At 71.9% G+C, this 19,442-nt stretch carries 13 protein-coding genes; 6 read left to right on the top strand and 7 right to left on the bottom strand.

The genetic code is table 11. The features are described from left to right. Positions 1–3 precede the first annotated feature (3 nt). The 3 genes from ACFYO5_RS10965 (at position 4) to ACFYO5_RS10955 (ending at position 7,364) form a co-directional block, all read left to right on the top strand. Positions 4–1,065, top strand: a complete 1,062-nt coding sequence (locus tag ACFYO5_RS10965; RefSeq protein WP_388706846.1) for a ketoacyl-ACP synthase III family protein — start codon at positions 4–6, stop codon at positions 1,063–1,065. Then, positions 1,062–6,467, top strand: coding sequence for a type I polyketide synthase (locus ACFYO5_RS10960; protein ID WP_388706843.1), 5,406 nt, complete (start codon positions 1,062–1,064; stop codon positions 6,465–6,467). Before ACFYO5_RS10965 ends, ACFYO5_RS10960 begins: the two co-directional genes overlap by 4 nt. A gap of 138 nt (positions 6,468–6,605) precedes the next feature. Next, complete coding sequence (locus tag ACFYO5_RS10955; protein ID WP_388706841.1) at positions 6,606–7,364, top strand: alpha/beta fold hydrolase; 759 nt, start codon at positions 6,606–6,608, stop codon at positions 7,362–7,364. A gap of 7 nt (positions 7,365–7,371) precedes the next feature. On the opposite strand, the gene ACFYO5_RS10950 is transcribed toward ACFYO5_RS10955, so the two are convergent. The 7 genes from ACFYO5_RS10950 to ACFYO5_RS10920 are packed head-to-tail and all read right to left on the bottom strand — an operon-like array spanning position 7,372 to position 16,716. Further along, entirely contained in the window at positions 7,372–8,337 is a 966-nt protein-coding gene (locus ACFYO5_RS10950; RefSeq protein ID WP_388706839.1) for a Gfo/Idh/MocA family protein, read from the bottom strand. 4 nt (positions 8,338–8,341) lie between these two features. Next, positions 8,342–10,078 carry a B12-binding domain-containing radical SAM protein gene (locus ACFYO5_RS10945; protein ID WP_388706836.1) on the bottom strand — a complete coding sequence of 579 codons (1,737 nt, stop codon included), beginning with the start codon at positions 10,076–10,078 and terminating at the stop codon, positions 8,342–8,344. A 45-nt stretch (positions 10,079–10,123) separates the two neighbouring features. Next, positions 10,124–11,851: a B12-binding domain-containing radical SAM protein gene (locus tag ACFYO5_RS10940; protein ID WP_388706834.1), complete on the bottom strand. Its 1,728-nt coding sequence runs from the start codon at positions 11,849–11,851 to the stop codon at positions 10,124–10,126. Next, positions 11,844–13,547: a beta-ketoacyl synthase N-terminal-like domain-containing protein gene (locus ACFYO5_RS10935; protein WP_388706831.1), complete on the bottom strand. Its 1,704-nt coding sequence runs from the start codon at positions 13,545–13,547 to the stop codon at positions 11,844–11,846. Before ACFYO5_RS10935 ends, ACFYO5_RS10940 begins: the two co-directional genes overlap by 8 nt. Beyond that, complete coding sequence (locus tag ACFYO5_RS10930) at positions 13,544–14,458, bottom strand: glycosyltransferase (RefSeq protein ID WP_388706828.1); 915 nt, start codon at positions 14,456–14,458, stop codon at positions 13,544–13,546. Before ACFYO5_RS10930 ends, ACFYO5_RS10935 begins: the two co-directional genes overlap by 4 nt. Positions 14,459–14,505: 47 nt before the next feature. Then, a complete protein-coding gene (locus ACFYO5_RS10925) occupies positions 14,506–14,781 on the bottom strand; it encodes an acyl carrier protein (RefSeq protein ID WP_356564319.1) in 276 nt (91 codons plus the stop codon). A gap of 33 nt (positions 14,782–14,814) precedes the next feature. Further along, entirely contained in the window at positions 14,815–16,716 is a 1,902-nt protein-coding gene (locus ACFYO5_RS10920; protein ID WP_388706826.1) for a KedN5 family methylcobalamin-dependent radical SAM C-methyltransferase, read from the bottom strand. A 564-nt stretch (positions 16,717–17,280) separates the two neighbouring features. Between ACFYO5_RS10920 and ACFYO5_RS10915 the strand changes: the two genes are divergently transcribed. The 3 genes from ACFYO5_RS10915 to ACFYO5_RS10905 are packed head-to-tail and all read left to right on the top strand — an operon-like array spanning position 17,281 to position 19,436. Beyond that, the gene (locus ACFYO5_RS10915; RefSeq protein WP_356564323.1) at positions 17,281–18,204 is read left to right on the top strand and encodes a PIG-L family deacetylase; all 924 of its coding nucleotides are present in this window, start codon (positions 17,281–17,283) and stop codon (positions 18,202–18,204) included. A 54-nt stretch (positions 18,205–18,258) separates the two neighbouring features. After that, a complete protein-coding gene (locus tag ACFYO5_RS10910) occupies positions 18,259–18,891 on the top strand; it encodes a hypothetical protein (RefSeq protein ID WP_356564325.1) in 633 nt (210 codons plus the stop codon). Then, complete coding sequence (locus ACFYO5_RS10905; protein WP_388706822.1) at positions 18,891–19,436, top strand: hypothetical protein; 546 nt, start codon at positions 18,891–18,893, stop codon at positions 19,434–19,436. The genes ACFYO5_RS10910 and ACFYO5_RS10905 overlap by 1 nt, the downstream gene beginning before the upstream one ends. Positions 19,437–19,442: the final 6 nt, after the last annotated feature.

The following is a 19,442-nucleotide window of genomic DNA, read 5'->3' as shown; positions in this document are numbered from 1 at the left end:
AGAGTGAGAACAGAGAACATCTTCCTGGCCGGGACCGGGGCGTTCATTCCGCCCAGGGTGAGCGTGGAGGAGGCGGTCCGGCGCGGCGCGTACGACCGGGAGCGGATGGAGTCCTGCGGGTGGCGGAACATCGCCGTGGCCCACGGCACCTCCGCGCCGGACATGGCGGTGGCGGCCGTCCGGCAGGCGGTGGACCGCTCGGGCCTCGGCCCTGAGGACATCGACATCCTCGTCCACTCCTGTGCGTACCACCAGGGCCCCGACGGCTGGTCGGCGCCCCACTACATCCTGCGCTCCACCCTCGGTTCCCCCGTGCCGGCGCTGACGGTGGAGCAGGGGTGCAACGCGTTCCTCGCCGCCCTGGAGATGGCCACCCAGTACCTGCTGTGCGCGCCGTCCCGCACCGGCGCCGTGGTGAGCAGCGCGGACAACTTCGGCGCCCCCTCGGTCGACCGGTGGTACGCCCACCGTGACGCGGTGCTCGCCGACGCGGCCACGGCGGTCGTCCTGTCGAAGCGGTCCGGCTGGGCCGCGCTGCGCTCCGTCGAGTCGGTGTCGCTGCCCCAGTTCGAGATCCTCAACCGCGGGCACGAGCCGATCTTCCCTCCGGCGGTCACCACCGGGCGCGCACTCGACATGAACGAGCACCTGGAGGCGATGGTCGAGGAACTGGGCCCGAAGGCGTCCGAGATCGGCCAGGAGTACGGCGCGAGCGGGGCCAAGCTGGTCGAGCAGGTGACGGGCGAGGCGGGGATCACCGTCGCGGACCTGTCGAAGGTGCTCCATCTCGGGGCGGGCACCACGGACTTCCTGGACAGCCATCTGCGGCCGATGGGCCTGGACGCGTCGCTGGGCTCGGTCGACTTCTTCCGCGACGTCGGCCATGCGGGCGCCGCCGATGTCGGGTTGCAGCTCAACCACCTCGTCGAGGACGGGCAGGTGAACGCCGGTGACCACCTCCTGCTGCTGAGCGCCGGCCCCGGACTCATGATCACGGCGGCCGTGGTCACGGTGTTGGAACCTCCCGCCTGGCGCGCCACGGGCGCTGAGGGGAGCCCGGTGTGACGAGTTCGGTGGCCCCGCGGGGGCAAGCCGACGGGCGCGGGGAGCCCCTCGCGGTCGTCGGGCTGAGCTGCCGGTTCCCTGGTGACGCCGACTCCCCCGACGCCTTCTGGGACCTCCTCGTCCAGGGCCGGGACGGCATCGGCGACGGAGCGGAGCGCTGGGCTCCGTACGCGGACACCGGGCACGAGCACGCGGCCGTCGTACGGGAGACCCCGACCCGTGGCGGCTTCCTCGCCGACATCGCCGGTTTCGACGCGGAGTTCTTCGGGATCGCGCCGCGCGAGGCCGAACTGATGGACCCCCAGCAGCGGCTGCTGCTGGAACTGGCGTGGGAGGCCCTGGAACACGCGGGGATCCCGCCCCTCGGTCTGGGCGGCACCGACTGCGGAGTCTTCGTGGGCGTCGGTTCGGACGACTACGGGCGCCGGCTGCTGGAGGACCTCGCCCGTATCGAGCCCTGGACCGGTATCGGCGCGGCCCTGTGCGCCACCGCCAACCGCATCTCCCACAGCCTCGACCTGCGCGGCCCCAGCCTCGCCGTGGACACCGCATGCTCCGCGTCCCTGGTCGGAGTCCACCTGGCGTGCCGGAGCCTGCTCTGCGGGGAGTCCGACGTGGCGCTGGCCGCGGGCGTGAACCTCATGGTGGCGCCCGGCCTCTCGGTCACCCTGGCCCGTGCGGGTGCCACCTCGCCGGACGGCCACAGCAAACCGTTCGACGCCTCGGCGGACGGCTACGGCCGGGGCGAGGGGGCGGGTGTCCTCGTCCTGAAGCGCCTCTCGGACGCCGAGCGGGCGGGCGACCGGGTCCTGGCGGTGATCCGCGGCAGCGGGGTGAGCCAGGACGGCCGGACCGCCGGCATCATGGCGCCCAACGGCGAGGCGCAGGCGGACCTGTTGCGCAGGACGTACGCGCGGTGCGGCATCGCCCCGGAGACCGTCGACTACGTCGAGGCCCACGGCACCGGAACCGTCGCGGGCGACCCGCTGGAGGCCGGTGCGCTCGCCGCGGTCTTCGGCGCGGGCCGGCCGGCGGACAACCCGTGCCTCATCGGCTCGGTGAAGGGCAACATCGGGCACCTGGAGGCCGGCTCGGGGATCGCCGGGATGATCAAGACGATCCTCGCGTTCGTCCATGAGGAGATCCCGCCCAGCGTGCACTTCTCCACCCCCAACCCGCGCATTCCCTGGGCGGAGTCACGGCTGCGGGTGACGCAGGAGCGCACCCCGTGGCCCCGTGGGGAGCGCCCCCGCCGAGCGGGTGTCTCCAGCTTCGGCTACGGCGGCACCATCGCCCACGTCGTCCTGGAGGAGGCACCGGCGGCCTCGCAGGACGCACCGACGGTCCTGGAGGAGGCACCGGCGGTCCTGGAGGAGGCACCGGCGGTCCCCGAGGACGCACGGACGGTCCTGGAGGGCGCACCGCCGGCCGCGCAGGAGGTGCCCGCACGACCCGAGCCGTCCGCCGCGTCCGGGGTCGTCCCGGAGTCGCCCCGCCTGTTCCCGCTCTCCGGCCGGTCCGGGGCGGCCGTCCGGGAGGACGCCGCCCGGCTCGCCGACTGGCTGGACGGGCCGGGCGCGGGCGTTCCGCTCGCCTCCCTCGCGCAGCACCTGGGAACCCGGCGCAGCCATCTGGACCGCCGGGTCGCCGTCGTCGCCGCCGACCGCGCGGAGCTGGAGGGCAGGCTGCGCGGCTTCGCCGCCGGTGACCCGACGCCCGGCCTCGCCGACGGCACGGTGACGGACGAGGGCCTGGACAAGGTGGTGTGGGTCTTCTCCGGGACCGGCGCCCAGTGGCCGGGCATGGGCCGCGAACTGCTGGCCACGGACACCGTCTTCGCCGAGGTGATCGACCGGATCGGGCAGGTCTTCGCCGAGGAGTTCGGCACGACGGCTCGGGAACTCATCGAGGACGGCGACGTCACCCGCGTGGACGTGGCCCAGACGATGATCTACGCGGTGCAGATGGGCCTGGTCGCCGTCTGGCGGTCGCTCGGGGTCCAGCCCGCGGCCGTCATCGGCCACTCCATGGGGGAGATCGCGGCCGCCGCGACGGCGGGGATCCTGTCGCTGGAGGATGGCGCCCGGCTGGTGTGCCGGCGCAGTGTCCTGCTGCGGCGGGTGGCCGGCGCGGGCGGCATGCTGATGATCGGCCTGCCCGCCGACGAGGCCGCGGCACGGCTCGGCGGCACCGACGGCGTGGCGCCGGCGGTCCTCGCCTCACCCACCACGACCGTGGTGGCCGGCGGGGTCGCGGAGATCGACGCCCTCGCCCGGGAGCTGGCCGCGGACCCGTCCCTGCTGGTGCGCCGCGTCGACAGTGACGTGGCCTTCCACAGCCCGCAGATGGAACCCCTGATGAAGGAGCTCGCCGAGGCCGCGGCCGACCTCACCGTGCACGCCCCCCGCATCCCCGTCTACAGCACCGCGCTGGACGACCCGCGCGACGCGGCCGTCCGCGACGGCACCTACTGGGCGACCAATCTGCGCAGCCCGGTACGGCTGTCCGGCGCCGTGGCCGCGGCGGCCGAGGACGGGTTCCGCACGTTCCTGGAGGTGTCGGCCCATCCGGTGGTGCGGCACTCCGTGCAGGAGACGCTGGACACGGTCGGGGCCGACCGCCACTGTCTCGCCGCCTCCCTGCGCCGCGACACCGGGGAGCGGGAACACCTGCTCCTGAACGCGGGGCTGCTGTACTGCCACGGCGTCTCCCTCGACTGGCCCTCCGCTCCGGGCGCGCGGCCCCTGTCGCTGCCGGTCCGCAGCTGGCGGCGCCAGCGGTACTGGCGCGACCTGCCGGTCCACCGGGCCGACCGGGGGCGGCACGATCCGACGAGCCGCACCCTGCTGGGGCCGCGTACCACGCTGGCCGGGACCACGCCGCTGGACCTCTGGCGCACCCTCGTCGACCTGGAGTCCCGGCCGTATCCGGGCAGCCACACCATCCACGGCGTGGAGATCGTCCCGGCGGCCGTCGTCCTCCAGACCTTCCTGGACGCGGCCGGCGGGAGCCGGGGGACGGGCGGCCTCTCCGACGTGTCGTTCGAGCTGCCGCTGACCCTGTCCACGGCCCAGGACGTCGACGTGATCGCGCAGGACGGCGTGATCCGCCTGCTGTCCCGCACCGCCGACCCGAAGGAGCCGGGTCCTGGCGATCCGGGCGCGGACGGGCCGGACGAGGACGAGCGGTCGTCGCTGACCCACGCGGTGGCGTCCGTGTCCGGCGACACCCCGCCGCCACCCCTTCCGCCGGCCGCGGCCGGACCGGGGACGGCGCTCCCCTCCGACCGGATCGCCACCGGCCTCGCCTCGGTCGGCGTGCCGAGCATGGCCTTCCCCTGGCGCGTGGACCGTCTGGAGCGGGTCCCGGACGGGCTGCGCGCGGACGTCGTCGCGGCCGACGAGTCGGCGTCCACCCCGGCGACATGGGCCCCGCTGTTCGACGCCGCGCTGTCCATGGCGGCCGTCGCCTTCCCCGGACCCGCCGCGCTACGGATTGTGGCCGGCGTCGGCCGCGTGTGGACCACGGGCGAGCCCCCGTCCCGCGCCCGCCTCGAGGCGTACGTCGACGGCAGGGGCTCGGTGGGTGTGCGGATCACGGCGGAGGACGGACGGACCGTGGCCGTGCTGGCCGGGGTTCGGTACGCGGGCGGCGAGGCCGAGGCCCGCCCGGCCCCGCCCGGGGAACTGCTGTTCCGGACGGACTGGAAGCCCCTCCCCCTCGACGGCTCCGACGCCCCCCGCCCGCACCGGTCCCTGGTGCTGGTCGGCGGGCACGGGGAGCTGACGGCGGCACTGCGGGCCACGGCCGACGAGCACGGGATCCCGTGCCTGGTGGCGGAGGATCCGGACGGTCTCGACGGCCTGCGCGGACGGGTTCCCGGTCCCGTGGACGTGCTCCTGCTGCCCCTGACGGACCGTCCGGCCGGGGAGACCGAGGCCGCGGACCGCGCCGTGGGTGAGGCGTGGCAGCTCGCGTCGGCGGCGCGGCGGCTGGGCACGTGGCCGCCCGGTGCAGCGCGGCTCTGGTCACTGACCCGCGGTGTCCGTGAGGCCGACCGGCTGGAGGCGGTGGCTCAGGCGGCCCGGTGGGGTCTCGGCCGGGTCGTCGGGGGCGAGCACCCCGGACTGTGGGGCGGCACGGTCGATCTCGGCCCACGGCCCACCGGGGACGACCTGGTCGCCGCGCTGCGCGTGGTCGCCGCGAACCCGGGCGAGGACGTCGTCGCCGTCCGTGAGGGCGGGGCGTGGGCGAACCGGCTGGTCCGCTCCGAGGGCGCGGGGGCGGACCGCGCCCCGCTGCGGTGCCGGCAGGACGGCACGTATCTCGTCACGGGCGGTCTGGGCAGCCTGGGCGGGGAGATCGCCCGGTGGCTGGTGGAGCGTGGCGCACGCCGCCTCGTGCTTGCCGGACGCGGTGCCCTGCCGCCCCGTTCGGAGTGGGACGCCGTCACCGACGAGGTCCAGGCGCGCCGCGTCGCGACCGTCCGCAGGCTCGAGGCCCTCGGGGCGACCGTACGGGTGCTGTCCCTGGACCTGTCCGACGCCGAGGCGGCGGCCGCCGCTCTGACCCCGGACGCGCTGGGCATGCCCCCGGTCCGCGGGGTGGTGCACGCGGCCGGCGTGCTGCAGGACCAGCTGGTCGACCGGCTCGACGCCGACGCCCTGGCGGCGGTGATGCGGCCGAAGGCCGGCGGTGCCCTGACGCTGCACCGGCTGTTCCCGCCGGGCACTCTGGACTTCCAGGTCCACTTCTCGTCGTGCGGACAGTACCTGGGCCTCACCGGCCAGGCCGCCTACGCGTCGGCCAACGCCTTCCTCGACGCCATGGCCGGGTACGACCACACCCTCGGTGGCGTCGGCAGCATGAGCCTGGCGTGGACCTCCTGGCGGGGCATGGGCATGGCGGCCAACGCCGCGGTGGACGCCGAGCTCCAGGCGCACGGTGTCGGCGACATCACGGCACCCGAGGCCTTCGCCGCCTGGGACCTCGCCGGCCGGACCGGCGCCGCGTCCCTCGCGGTGCTGCGCACCGTGCCGCTCCCGGACGGGGTCCGCCGTACGGGCCTGCTGCGCGACCTCGCCGACGAGGACCCAACAGGGGCGGCGGGAGAGGGAGCATCGGCCGGGGCCCGGCCGTCCGAGGAGCTGTCGGAGGAGGCGCTGCGGGCTCTGCTGCACGAGCAGACGGTCTCCGTCATCGTCAGCGAGATGAAGTTGGACCCGGCCGAACTCGACCCCAACCGCTCGCTGTTGAAGACGGGCATGGACTCCGTGATGGCGATCGTCATCCGCCGCCGCCTGGAACGGCTGCTGGAGCGCAAGCTGCCGGCCAACCTGGTCTGGCACCAACAGACGGTCACGGCCATCGTGGACTACCTCGTGAGCAGTTCACGCTCCTGAAGGACGGAAGGACGGATCGGTCGGCCGGGCGGACGCCCTCGCCGACCGGCCGAAATCCGCGCATGGCCGGCCGGGCCCCGCTCTTGGCCTCTGTCTGTCACGGCCCCCGGCGGATAGCATCGCGGAGTGCTGCGTGACGTGGATCAGACACCGGGTCAGGACGGGGCGAGCGAGGCACCGGTGACGCTGAACTGCCGGGTCACCGGTGATCCGGCGGGGAGACCGGCGGTTCTGCTCCACGCGCTGGGGAACACCGGACGGAGCTGGGACCGGCTCGTCTCCACGCTGCTGCTCCGGGGACGCCGGTTGTTCGTACCGGACCTTCGCGGACACGGGCGCAGCCCCCGGGCGGACGCGTACACCTTCGAGCTGATGTACCGGGACGTGCTGTCCCTGCTGGACCGGCACCGCCTGGACGAGGTGGACCTGGTGGGCCACTCCATGGGAGGGCATGTGGCCTGGCTCATCGCCCAGCGCCATCCCTCACGGGTCCGCAGGCTGGTGATCGAGGACACGCCTCCGCCGCCACGGGACGCGGCGGCGGAGGCGGAGCTGCGGGCGCGGTCCGGGCCGGCCGACGGACAGGCGCACGTCATCTCGTTGTACCAGGAGTTCCGCGAGCTGCGCCGGGCCGGAGAGCTGGACAGCGCCGCGGTACGCCCCGTCATCGACGACCTCCGGAAGGCGGACCCCGTGTGGTGGCGGCGGCTCGCCGACGTCACCGCCGAAACGCTGGTGATCAGCGGCGGACTGTCCAGCCCGGTCCCCCGCTCCCTGCTGGCCGAGGTCGCCGAGACGGTGCCCCGGGGACGGCTGCTGGCCATCGACGCGGGCCACTACGTGCATCGCACCGAACCGGAGCGTTTCTGCGCCGAAGTGGCCCGCTTCCTCCGATGACCGACCGTCACCTGCCCTGCGGCAGGAGCGCCGTCGAGGTCCTGGCGCGCCGGTAGGCCGACTCCACGACGAGCTGGACCTCCAGGGCCTCCTGGGCGGTCACCTTCGGATGGGGGGCGGGAGCGCCCGTCACCAGGTCGAAGTAGGCCGAGATCGCTGCGAGTTCAGGTCCCTGTCCGGCTGATTGGACCGTGCCGTCCGCCCGGCGCAGTTCGTTGCGGCGCAGGTCCAGGACGTGGTCACCGTCCGCGGTGGTGACGGTGACCGAGGTCTCCAGTCTGCGCGCGGCCCGGTCGATACGCAGTGTCGCCGGCACTCCCTGGAACGACAGGTCCAGCCGGACCCGCTCCTCCACGCCGGGCGCGTCCACCTCGCACGCCTCCACGTCCGGCGGTCCGAAGACCGTCATGAGCAGGTCGAGGGCGTGTGGCCCGAGGTCCAGGAGGGCGCCGCCGCCGGCCCGTCGTGCGTCGCCGTACCAGGGCGTGCAGGCCCGCCACACCCTGTTGCCGGGGGTGGCGAAGGAGAAGTCGACGCGCTGCGCGCCGGACCGTGCCGCGTCGGCGAACGCCTCCAGCAACGGATGGAAACGGAAGGGCATGTTCACCCCCAGCAGCTTCTCGGCCGCCGGATGGGCCACCATCCGCCGCGCCTCCTCCACCGTGGCGGCGAGGGGCTTCTCGCACAGCACCGCGATGCCGGCGTCCAGCGCCGCCAGCACCGGCTCGGCGTGGGCGTCGTTGGGCGTACAGACACTGATCAGGTCCGGCCGCGTCTCGTGGATGAGGCGGTCGACGGACGTGCCGGTCCACACCTGAGGGCGGTCCGCCGTCAGCGACCGGGCCCGTTCGACGTCGGCGTCGACCAGACCCACCAGTTCCATGGCGTCCCGTTCGTCGGCGCAGGGCAGGTGGTAGCGCTGGAAGACCCTGCCGCAGCCCACGGCCGCGAACCGGATTCGCTCGCGGGTCATCGCCTCAGCCCCTCACCTGGGCGAGGGCGTGCTCGCCGCACGCCTTCGCCGTCTCGACGACGAAGTCCGGGAAGGCGTGGCCGAGGTGTTCGCGGTCGTAAGCGGTGATCATGGCGCGCAGTTCGCTCTCCAGCCGGTCGGCGAGTCCGGGTGGGTTCTCGTCCGCGAGCAGCAGCCCCGCGTTGAGGAAGGCGATCAGCAGCCCGGCGAGCCCCTGGTCCCAGCTGCGCAGCCGGCCCAGCAGGGGGCGCAGGGATTCGGCGCCGGTGCCGCGTCGGGCCCGGACGGTGTCCGCGATGCTCTGCGCGAGGAACGGGACCTCGTTCTCCTTGCGGTCGTTGATCTCCGAGGAGACCCGGCTCCAGGCCGTCCACAGGTGTTCCACCCGCTCGTCCTCGACGCGGTAGTCGCGGCGGGCGTGCCGCAGCACCTCCCAGGCGGCGCCCTCCACTCCGGGGATGTCGGGCTCCTCGTACCGCGTGGCCTTGTCGTAGATCTCGGTTCCGCGTAGTGCGATGGCCCGGTTGATCAGGAAGAACGGGTTCTCGCTCTCGTGCACCCGGGCGGCCACGATGAATTTCAGGTTCTCCCAGAGTTCGTCGAGGGTCGTGCCCGGTTCGATCATGATCCAGCCGGGTTCGAGTTCGATGCCCTCCTGCTTGAACAGGCGGGCGGCGTCGAAGTTGTACTCGACGGTGGTCCCCTTGCGGAACCGCTTCATCATGCCGGGCGACCCGGTCTCCATGCCGAGGAGTGCCAGGTCCATGCCGGCCCTGCGCAGGGTGCGCAGGGCCTCCCGGTCGATGAGGCCGGTGTCGACGCGGAACTCGCAGTGGAAGGTGATCTTCAGGTCTCGGCGGAGGATCTCCTCGGCGAAGCCGACGGCGTGGTGGTAGCCCTCCTGGAAGGCGCCGCCGAAGTTGTCGTCGTTGAACCACAGGAACCGGGTGCCGAACTCCCGTTGCAAGTACTCGATCTCGTCGACCGCGTCCTCCACCGGCCGTACCCGCCACGGCCCGTCCACCACTCCGGGCTGCCGAGGCGCGTAGCAGAAGGTGCACTTGGCGTGGCAGCCGCGGCTGGTGTACGTGGACGCGCGCGGTGTGGGGATGCCGCTCTTGCGATGGTGCACGAGCAGGTCCCGGGCCGGCCAGGGTTCCTTGGCGAGGTCGGGGAGTTTGGGCGGGCCGCTGCTGCGGACCCGGCCCTCCTGCCAGAACCACAGCCCGGGCACACCACGCCAGTCACGCCCCGCAGCCAGACACTCCATCAGGCCTTCCACCGTCAGCTCACCCTCACCGAAGGCCACACAGTCCGCCTCCGGGATCCGCTCGGCGATGAGCTTGGCGTTGTACGTGCAGAACGCCCCGCCGATCGCCACGAACACCGACGGATCGGCCTCACGGACACAGCGCAGCAACCGCACCGCGTCGACGATGTGCAGGTCGTACATGATGCTGATCCCGACGAACTTCGGCCGCTCACGCCGGATGAGGTCGATGATCACCTCGTCGCTGGGGTTGCGCCCGTGCAGGTTCAGCGCCCGCACCGAGTAGCCGCACGACCTCAGGTGACCGGCGATGCAGGCCACCCCCAGGTTCTCCCGGACCCGCTTGTAGAAGAGGCGCATCGCCGGATCCAGGGACAGGTACTCCTCGTCGTTGATCAGGACGTTCTGGTTGTTCAGGCTCGCGGCGCCGGTGGGGATCTCTCGGGGGGTCAGCAGGACCACATCCGCCATGACCGGTCTCCTCTCTCTTCATGTGCGCGTCCCGACACAGCCGGGTCAGCCGGCCATGGCCTGCTCTCCGCACAGCCTCTTGGTCTCTTCGACGAACACCTGGTAGGGCTCGCCCAGGACCCTGCGGTCGTAGGCGTCGACCAGCGTGCGCAGCTCGGCCTCGAGCCGCTCGGCGAGCCGCGGCGGGTTCTCGTCCGCGAGGAGCAGCCCGACGTTGAGGAAAGCCACCAGCAGGTCCGGCAGGCCGTCGGCCCACCCGCGCAGCCGGCTCAGCAGCGGGCGCAGCCCTTGCTCCCCCCGGGACCTGCGCGCCCTGGTGGCGTCGACGATGATCTGGGCGACGAAGGGCAGCTCCTCCTTGTGGTCGGCGACCTCCGCGCTCACCTTGCTCCAGGCCGCCCACACGTCCTCGACCCGCGGGTCCGGGATGCGGTACTCCCGGCGGGCCTCCAGCAGGACGTCCCTGGCCGGCCCTTCGACGCCCGGGAGTTCCGGAGGAGTCGGGTCGGCGATCTTGTCGTACATCTCCGTGCCGCGCAGTGCGATGGCGCGGCTGATGAAGGAGAACGGGTTCTCGCTCACGGCGATGTCGGCGGCCACGATGAACTTCAGGTTCTCCCAGAGTTCGTCGAGGGTCGTGCCCGGTTCGACCATGATCCAGCCGGGCTCGAGTTCGATGCCCTCCTTCTTGAACAGGCGGGCGGCGTCGAGGTTGTACTCCACCATGGTTCCCTTGCGGAACCGCTTGGCCATCCCCGGGGCCCCGGTCTCCATGCCGAGCAGCGCGGAAGCCATGCCGGCCCTGCGCAGGGTGTGCAGGGCCTCCCGGTCGATGAGGCCGGTGTCGACGCGGAACTCGGAGTGGAAGGAGATGTCCAGGCCGCGGCGGAGGATCTCCTCGGCGAAGCCGACGGCGTGGTGGTAGCCCTCCTGGAAGGCGCCGCCGAAGTTGTCGTCGTTGAACCACAGGAACCGGGTGCCGAAGTCCCGTTGCAGGTACTCGATCTCGTCGACGACGTCGACCGGCGAGCGGACCCGCCAGGCGTTGCCCGTCACGACACCCGGCGCCCGGGGCACGTAGCAGAAGGTGCACTTGGCGTGGCAGCCGCGGCTGGTGTAGGTCGACGCCACCGGTGTGGGGATGCCGCTCTTGCGGTGGTGCACGAGCAGGTCCCGGGCCGGCCAGGGTTCCTTGGTGAGATCGGGGAGTTTGGGCGGGCCGCTGCTGCGGACCCGGCCCTCCTGCCAGAACCACAGCCCGGGCACACCACGCCAGTCACGCCCCGCAGCCAGACACTCCATCAGGCCTTCCACCGTCAGCTCACCCTCACCGAAGGCCACACAGTCCGCCTCCGGGATCCGCGCGGCGATGAGCTTGGCGTTGTACGTGCAGAACGCCCCGCCGATCGCCACGAACACCGACGGATCGGCCTCACGGACACAGCGCAGCAACCGCACCGCGTCGACGATGTGCAGGTCGTACATGATGCTGATCCCGACGAACTTCGGCCGCTCACGCCGGATGAGGTCGGTGATCACCTCGTCGCTGGGGTTGCGCCCGTGCAGGTTCAGCGCCCGCACCGAGTAGCCGCACGACCTCAGGTGACCGGCGATGCAGGCCACCCCCAGGTTCTCCCGGACCTTCTCGTAGAAGAGGCGCATCGCCGGGTCCAGGCGGAGGTACTCCTCGTCGTTAATCAGGACGTTCTGGTTGTTGACACTGGAGAACCCGGTGAGGATCTCCCGTGGTGTCATCAGCACCGCGTCAGCCATCCGTACTCCACTCCCTGCGCCCGGCCGCGCCCCCCGTCAGGAGGAGCGCGGCGTTGTTGCCGCCGAACCCGAAGTTGTTCACCAGCACGGAACGAATCCCGTCACAGGGCTCCGGATCCCGCAGCACCCGCACATGCCGCGCGTCGAGGGGCTTGCGCAGCCCGGGGGTTCCCGGAAGCACCTGATGACGCAGGGCCCGGACCGCCGCCACGACACCGGGGAACACCGAGGCGTGCAGCAGATGGCCGACCGCTCCCTTGTACGAACTGACGGGGACGCCCCGCCAGTCGTGCTCGGCGCCGACCTGGTCCAGCGCCAGCAGCTCGGCCTCGTCGCCCTGTCGGGTGCCGGGGGCGTGACCGTGGACGTAGTCGACGGTGGTGAGGCCGGCCATGGCCAGCGCGTCGCGCATGCAGGCGGCGCCGATGTGCGCATTGAGCCGGCTGATGCCCGTTCCCGCCACCCGACAGGAGATCCCGCTGAGCGTCGCCAGGGGCGTGTGGCCGCGGGCCGCCGCGCGCTCGGCGGTCTCCAGCACGATCATCCCGGCGCCCTCCCCGACGGTGACGCCGGAGCGGTCCTCGTCGAACGGGCGGGCGGCGGTCGTACTCGTCGCGCGCAGCACGTCGAGACAGGCGTAGTCGTAGGCGTTGAGGGACGACACCCCGGTGACGAGGGCCACGTCCGCCAGGCCGCACAGCAGCCACTCGCGTGCCATGGCCAGCCCGAAGGCGCCCGACGCGCAGGCGTGGGCCATCAGCACCGCGTCCGGCGGGGCGATACCCGATCCGTCTCCGTCCCAGTCGGGCTCCACCGCTATCTCGTCGATCCGGGGGGCGTCGCCGACCTGCGGGAGGTGCGGGACCACCCCGGCCGACACCAGCAGGGTCCGGCCCGGCAGCTCGTCGAGTCCTGCCTCCCGCAGCGCCTCCGAGCGCGCCCGGTCCAGCAGCGCACGGCGGGTCGGGCGCCCGGGCAGCTCCTCCACCCGCGTCTGGCACACCGTCCTGCTGCGGAAGCGGGACGCGTCGAACCGGGTCAGCTCGGACAGTTCCCGCCGGCCCTCCAGCAGGCCCTGCCAGAACGCGGTCCCCCCGTCACCGAAGGCGGTGACCAGGCCGGTGCCGGAGACGACGACGGACGATCCGCCGGGTCCGCCGGTCGTGGGGACGCGGGCGCCGTCGGCGGCGGTCACCGGGACGGCCGCGATCCGGTAGCCGTCCTCGTGCGCGGCCCGTACGACCTCGCACACGACCATCGCCTCATGCAGCCCCGCGGAGACGGCGCCCCACGCCCAGCGCACCGCCTGCAGGGTGGCCGCGCGCGGGCTGATCAGCACATGGCCCGGCCCGTTCCAGCCACTGGCCTCCGCCAGCTCCTGGATCAGCTGCGCCGGCTCCGGGGTCATGGCCTCGGACGGCCGCAGCCTGCGGCCCCCCGCCTCCGCCTCCACGCACCGGCCGACGTACTGGGAGGTGGTGGCCACGCAGTAGTCCGTGGCCGCCATGACCACGGGCACACCGCCGCGCAGGGCGGCGGGCAGGCGGTCCAGCGCCGCGGACAGCACGTCGACGAAGGCAGCGGACAGGGACTCTCCGGCGGCGAGGACGGACAGGTCCCGCCGGGAGCGGAGACCGTCCAGCGACCGCGGCGCCGTACCGCCCACGATCACCGCGCCTGCCTTCGGGTGCGTCATGAAACCGCCGTCCCGGGCGCCAGGGCACGGTCCGCGGGACCGAGCCGCGCGGCCAGCTCGTCGAGGGAGAGCCGGCCGGCGAGGAAGGGACCGACGTCCGCGAGGCGCGCGTCGCCGTGCCGGTCGGCGACCCGCCGCCAGAACCTCGGCAGGAGGTCGCCGGTGTCCCGGCGGGCCGTCGGCAGGTGGTACGACGTCTCGTCGAGCAGTTCGAAGGCGGCGCCCGCGGCGGCGAGCCGCAGTCCCAGTTCGAGGTCCTCGCCACCCCACAGCTGTCCGTAGTGCTCGTCGAAGCCACCGACCCCTTCGAACACCGTGCGCCGGACGCTGGTGCTGGTGCCGATGCAGCTCAGCCAGCGCAGCGGGGCATACTCGGGCGACCGCGTCACCTGCCGGGCGGTCCTCTCGATGAACGAGCGGCGCGGCCCGAGCAGGGGGACGGCGGAGTCGAGATCGGCGACGGTGGCGGGCTCGATCGTGCGGCCGCGGGCACCGGTCAGGGCCGTCCGCAGGGGCCGGGGTTCGGGTGTCAGCGTGAACGCGGACAGGTCGGTGACGGCGCCGTGCACCACGGTGGCACCGGTCCCCCGGTGGGCCGCGAGGTGCGCCTCCAGGAGCCCCGGTGTGGCCATGGTGTCGTCGTCGAGGAAGAGCAGGAGTTCCCCGCGCGCCAGCCGGGCCCCGGTGTTGCGCGCGCAGGCCACACCGCGCCCGCCCGTGGTGGCCGACCGGACCGGCAGGCCCGCGGGAAGGGCGGACAGCACCTGGTCCACCGCACCGCGCTCCGGTGCGTCGTCGACCAGGACGACCTCGAACCGCTCACGGTCCAGGGTCTGGTGTCCCAGGGCCGTCAGGGTGAGCAGGAGTCGGGTGGTCCGGTCACGGGTCGGCACGACCACGCTGACCGCCACCTCCCCGGGCGCTCCACCCGACCGCGCGGCCGCCGGTGTCATGGCCGTCACGTCAGGGAGCGGCTCTCGCCGGCCCTCTGTTGGAGGATGTAGGTGGCGAGGCCCTCGATGGAGAAGAGCGTCTCCTCCGTCAGGTCCTCGTCCTCGAAGACGACATCGAACTTCTCCTCGAGGATCAGCAGGTACTCCAGGGCGTCGAGGGAGCTGAACCCGTACTGGTCCACGAGGCTGGCGTCGCCCTCCTGGGGCGCCAGCCGGTGCTCGCCCTTGGTCATGCCCGCTGCGATCTCGTGGAGTTCCCGAATTAGCCCGGCGCGGTCCATCGTCTCTTGTCTCCCGTGGTGAAGGATCTCGGGTCAAACCTTGGTGAACTGTTCGTCGAGCTGCTGCTCGGTCAGCCCGCGGAAGCGGTCCATGCGGAAGTAGTGCTGGAGGTCACCACCGAATTCGGTCCGGTAGTAGAAGTCCGCGGTGTGGCGCTCCGGCTCCGTGCTCACCGTCTCCCCGCGCCGCAGCGCGGCGATCAGCCGGGGCACGGGGTGGGTGAATTCCGTGTCGCTGCGCAAATACCAGCTTTCGCCGTACTTGGTGACGACCGGGAGGTCCTCCTCGGGACCCGATCCGTCGGGCAGCTGGCGGACCGGCTGGCACAGCAGGTCGTAGCGGAACACCTCGTCGAGGACCGGCAGCAGGTGCTCGGGCAGAGCGGGACGCATGGCCTCCTCCCACCACTGCCGCAGCAGCCGCTTGGTGAGCAGTCGCCAGACGTTGGGGTCGACGAGTTCACTGGCGGAGCTGGCCGGCCTGGCCACCGCGTGCAGTTCCCTGGCCTCGGGGTCTTCGCTCTTCTCGACCCAGTCGGAGAAGCTGAGGAGCACCTGTGACTGGGGGACGCCGGCGAGCGCGCGCAGGGCGACCCAGATGTTGTGCAGGAACAGACTCCGGGCCAGGACCCGGTTCCAGCAGATGAAGCGGAGCATGCGCTCGTTGTCCGCGAGCGTCATCGTTCTGTGGGCGAGCACGTAGTCGAAGTCGTCCTGCTCGCCGCGCACGGTCACCAGTCCGTGCTGTTCGCGCTTGTCGTGGTATTCGGTGTTCGGCAGCAGCATCAGCGGGTGGACCGCGATGAACGGCGTATGCTGTGCCGCCCGGTCATAACCCTCCAGGAACGAGGTGACCGTCTCGCCCGGAGCGCCCCAGATCAGCTCCAGATACGGTGTGATGCCGTGGTCGGTCAGCCAGGCGACGAGGCTTTCCCAGTCGTTCAGCTTCATGTTCCGCCGGCGCATGAGATCCAGCACGGAATCATCCATCGTCTGCAGGGCGAGGATGAAGGCGCTGTGCATCCCGGACTGCTTCATCTTCTCCATGATGCGGTAGAAACCGGGAGACTTGTTCTTGGCCCAGGAGGTTTCGAGTCTCTTCGGGAACCCGTACTTTCGGCGTACCCGGAGCAGATCGTCCAGGAATTCCTCGTCCTGGCGCAGGAGTCCGAAATTGGAGTCGGCGAGCATCAGGATTTCCGCGCCGTGCCGTCCCAGCAGCTCAAGTTCCTCACGCAGCCGCTCCCGGGAGAACGCCCGCATCTTCTGTCCGGTGGCGCCTCCCCAATAACAGAAGGCGCACTTGTACGGACATCCGCGGTTCGTTTCCATCAACGCGTAGTCGTAGGGGAAACGACCCTTCCCGTCGACCAGCGGTACCGCTCCGGTCAGAATGGGGGACGGCAGGATCTCGAGGTCCTGAATGCGCTCGCGTTCGGGGGTGGTGACCAGGTTCCCGTCGGCCTCGCGGAAGGAGATGCCGCTGATCTCGTGGAGTTCGCCGCGCTGGGCGCCGTCGAGGTAGCCGTTCAGCAGGTCCCGGAAGATCAGCTCCCCCTCACCGTTCACCACCACGTCGACCTGGGGGAACATACGGAAGACCCGCTCGGCCTGGTGGGCGACGTGGTTGCCGCCGAAGACGACCCAGCCCTGCGGGTTCATCTGCTTGAACGTCTCCGCGAGGGTGCCGAAGGCGCGGAAGTTCCAGCCGAGGACGGAGAAGCAGAGGATGTCGGGACAGCCGTCCCGTATCAGGTCCCGGGCCATGGCGTTCAGGCCGGCGTCGCCCGGGTAGTTCCTGATGGAGATGTCCATACGGTGTCGAATGCGGTCGTCCGCCTCGGCGTAGGCCTTGAGGTAGCCGATCGCCAGCGGCATGGAGACCGCGGAATTCCCCCAGACTCCTTGCTGAACCAGCAGTACGCGAGTCTCCATTCCCTGCCTCGTCCTCTAATCGTCCGACAGGTCAAATCGCACTTAGAGGCTACAGCAGAAGATCCCCGGCGCAATGGCGCCTCCGAAACCGGGTCTTCGGCATGGCCTATTCCCTGCGTTTCGCACGTGTTCGGCCATGCCGACGGCCTGATGACGGCCGCCGTCCGGGCCCGGTCCGGCCGCTCGTAGCGCCTCCGGATACAGGGGTGCTGACATGGGAACTTCGTCGGGCCCGTGCCGGCGCGGTCACGGCCGCCGCCGCGGTCCGGGGCGGGTCCCCCGAAGTGAGCTGCGAAGCGGAATGAATGACCGGAAAGCTATCGTCCCGGTGGTTACCGAAGAAGATGGTGACCACCCGGGCAAGGCCTTTTCGGCCACCCGTCCCCCCATTTTTTGCCTCTTTGGATCAGGCTCTGGGCGCACGTGGAGGCGATCTGTATGCTCCGGCCATATCGCGTCTGTCATTCGTCACCGCGGGCTCGGAGTTACATGACGGAGATTCCTGACACTTGGTGCCCGACGGCCCTGCCGCACGTGGAAACAGCCGACGGGGAGCTCCGTTTCATGGGGCGTCAGGTCGAGGGGTACGGCCGCCTGTCGGACCGTGACGCCGCCCTGCTGTCCCACTGCGACGGCAGTCGGCCCCTCGACGGGTTCCCCGCGGCGGACCGCGAGACCATCGGCCTGTGGCGCCGGCACGGGCTGCTGCTCATGGCGCCCCCGCTCACGCCCGGCCCCCCGGCCACCGAACCCGCGGTGGTCGTGTCCCCGCATCCGGACGACGCCGCGCTGGCCCTCGGTGGGACGGTGGCCCGGCAGGGTGCCCGGTTCCTCGACGTCTTCAGCGTCGAGACCTGGACCAAGGACCCGTACTACGCCGAACGCCCGGCGCTGACCCAGCGCCTGCTGCTGGACGAGGAGGGCGTCGCCGCCCGTGTGCTGCGCGCCCGGGTGGAGCTGCTGGGATTCGTCGACGCCGCCGACCGCGACCTCAGACGGGACCGGTTCTTCACCGACCCGGCCTGGTCCGACGGGTTCGCACGGGAGGAACCGCAGCTCTTCGACGCCCTCACCGAACGGCTCGCCCTCCTGCTGGACGGCGCCGGCCCGATCTACGCGCCCCTCGGAGTCGGCGGCCACGTCGACCATGTCGCCTGCCGGGAGGCGGTGCTGGAACTGGCCCGGACCGGCCGGCTCGGCACGGCGCGGGTCGCCTTCTACGAGGACCAGCCCTACTCCCTGTTCTCCTCCGCGGAGGAGACCGCGAAGAACCTCGGCGCGCGTCTGGCCGAGCAGGGACTCGGCGCCCTGCGCCCAGAGCTGCTGCCCGTGGACGACGAGGCGGCGCTCACCAAGTGCGAGGCGCTGGGCGCCTATCGCATCCAGGTACGCAAGGGCATCATCCAGCGCATCCGCCGGCACGGCGTGCGCCTGGCGGAGGGCTCCGGGTTTCCGGCCGCCGAGCGGATCTGGCTGATGCGCCTCTGACCCTTTCCCCACCCGACAAGCGACCGCGGCCCCGCCGCTCTGTGAAGGGTTTCCATGTACGCACTGGCTCAGTCCCTGACACCGGCGGACCTCGAGGTCCTCACGGAGGCATGCGCCGAGGTGGGTCTCACCCTGCATGTCACGGACCCCGCAACGGGCCACGCACCGCCGCCCGGCGCGCTGCTGGTCTCCTTCCACCGAGTCGCCGCCGCCCGGCCGGACGACCTGTCCGTGGCGGACCTCAAACGCCGGGGCGGTTACCCCGTCGCCGTGCTGGACGGCGTTTCCGCCACCGAGGTCCTGACGGCGGTGACCGCCGGCTACAGCTTCAGTCTGGCCAGCCCTCTGCGGCGGTCCCGGCTCGTGGAGACCCTCAGCTACCTCAAGACGGTCACGCCGTCCGAGAACACCCAGGTGCTCACTCTCGCGAACGGCTCGCTGAGCTCCGCCGCGAAGTCGTTGCCCGTGACCGATGCGGAGGCGGAGCTGCTGCGCCTGCTGTCCAACCGGCAGGGCCAGATCGTCTCCCGCCAGGACCTCACCGAGGCCACGGGCGGGGAGGACGTGAACAAGGTGACCTCGGTCCTGAAGCAGAAGTTCCTGGACATCGACTCCGGTGCGAAGCTCCTGAAGATCCCTCACCTGGGCTTCCGCCTGGTCGGCACGGTCCGCGAGGGGGCCAGCTGATGCGCGCCGTGGTGATCACCGGTGCCCCGGGCGTGGGCAAGACCCGACTGGGACACCAGTTGGTGACGCGGTACGACGTCCCGGCCGCCGCGATGGACTGCGATCCCATCGTCCATCCGTGGAACGGCGGCGAGGAGGTGTACGACCTGATGGCCTCGTCCGTGCGCGCGGCCCTGCCCGTCTACCGGGAGTGGGGGGCTCGTGTCGTGATCGTCACCGGGGTGGTCCTCGCGGGCCGTGCCTACGAGCGCTTCCAGAAGGTCTTCGAGGAACTCGGCGCGGAGGCGGTCTACTACGGCCTGCGGGCGGACGCGGAGGCGCTGGCCACCCGGATCGAGAACGACGCGGGCGGCCGGCTGTTCGTGGAGGGCCGGCTGGCGGAGCGTCACCTCGACGCGGAGGTGCCCGACGTGCCCGGCGTCCGGCTGGTCGACACCACGCACCTGACGCTGATGGAGGCGGCCGACGCGGTCGCAGCCCTGGAACGCGCCGAACTCGGGCCGCGGTGGCTCGGGTCATCAGGTGCTCCCACGGTCACCGGGTGACCCGGG

Origin of the sequence: Streptomyces sp. NPDC006259 (assembly GCF_042870975.1) — a bacterium.
Lineage (GTDB): Bacteria > Actinomycetota > Actinomycetes > Streptomycetales > Streptomycetaceae > Streptomyces.
This window is presented reverse-complemented; position numbering and strand designations above follow the sequence as displayed.

Bases quoted from the DNA above. Each gene is read 5' to 3' on its own strand.
- ACFYO5_RS10950 (WP_388706839.1), bottom strand. From the start codon at position 8,337: ATGACCCGCGAGCGAATCCGGTTCGCGGCCGTGGGCTGCGGCAGGGTC.
- ACFYO5_RS10945 (WP_388706836.1), bottom strand. From the start codon at position 10,078: ATGGCGGATGTGGTCCTGCTGACCCCCCGAGAGATCCCCACCGGCGCC.
- ACFYO5_RS10940 (WP_388706834.1), bottom strand. From the start codon at position 11,851: ATGGCTGACGCGGTGCTGATGACACCACGGGAGATCCTCACCGGGTTC.
- ACFYO5_RS10935 (WP_388706831.1), bottom strand. From the start codon at position 13,547: ATGACGCACCCGAAGGCAGGCGCGGTGATCGTGGGCGGTACGGCGCCG.
- ACFYO5_RS10925 (WP_356564319.1), bottom strand. From the start codon at position 14,781: ATGGACCGCGCCGGGCTAATTCGGGAACTCCACGAGATCGCAGCGGGC.
- ACFYO5_RS10920 (WP_388706826.1), bottom strand. From the start codon at position 16,716: ATGGAGACTCGCGTACTGCTGGTTCAGCAAGGAGTCTGGGGGAATTCC.
- ACFYO5_RS10915 (WP_356564323.1), top strand. From the start codon at position 17,281: ATGGGGCGTCAGGTCGAGGGGTACGGCCGCCTGTCGGACCGTGACGCC.
- ACFYO5_RS10910 (WP_356564325.1), top strand. From the start codon at position 18,259: ATGTACGCACTGGCTCAGTCCCTGACACCGGCGGACCTCGAGGTCCTC.
- ACFYO5_RS10905 (WP_388706822.1), top strand. From the start codon at position 18,891: ATGCGCGCCGTGGTGATCACCGGTGCCCCGGGCGTGGGCAAGACCCGA.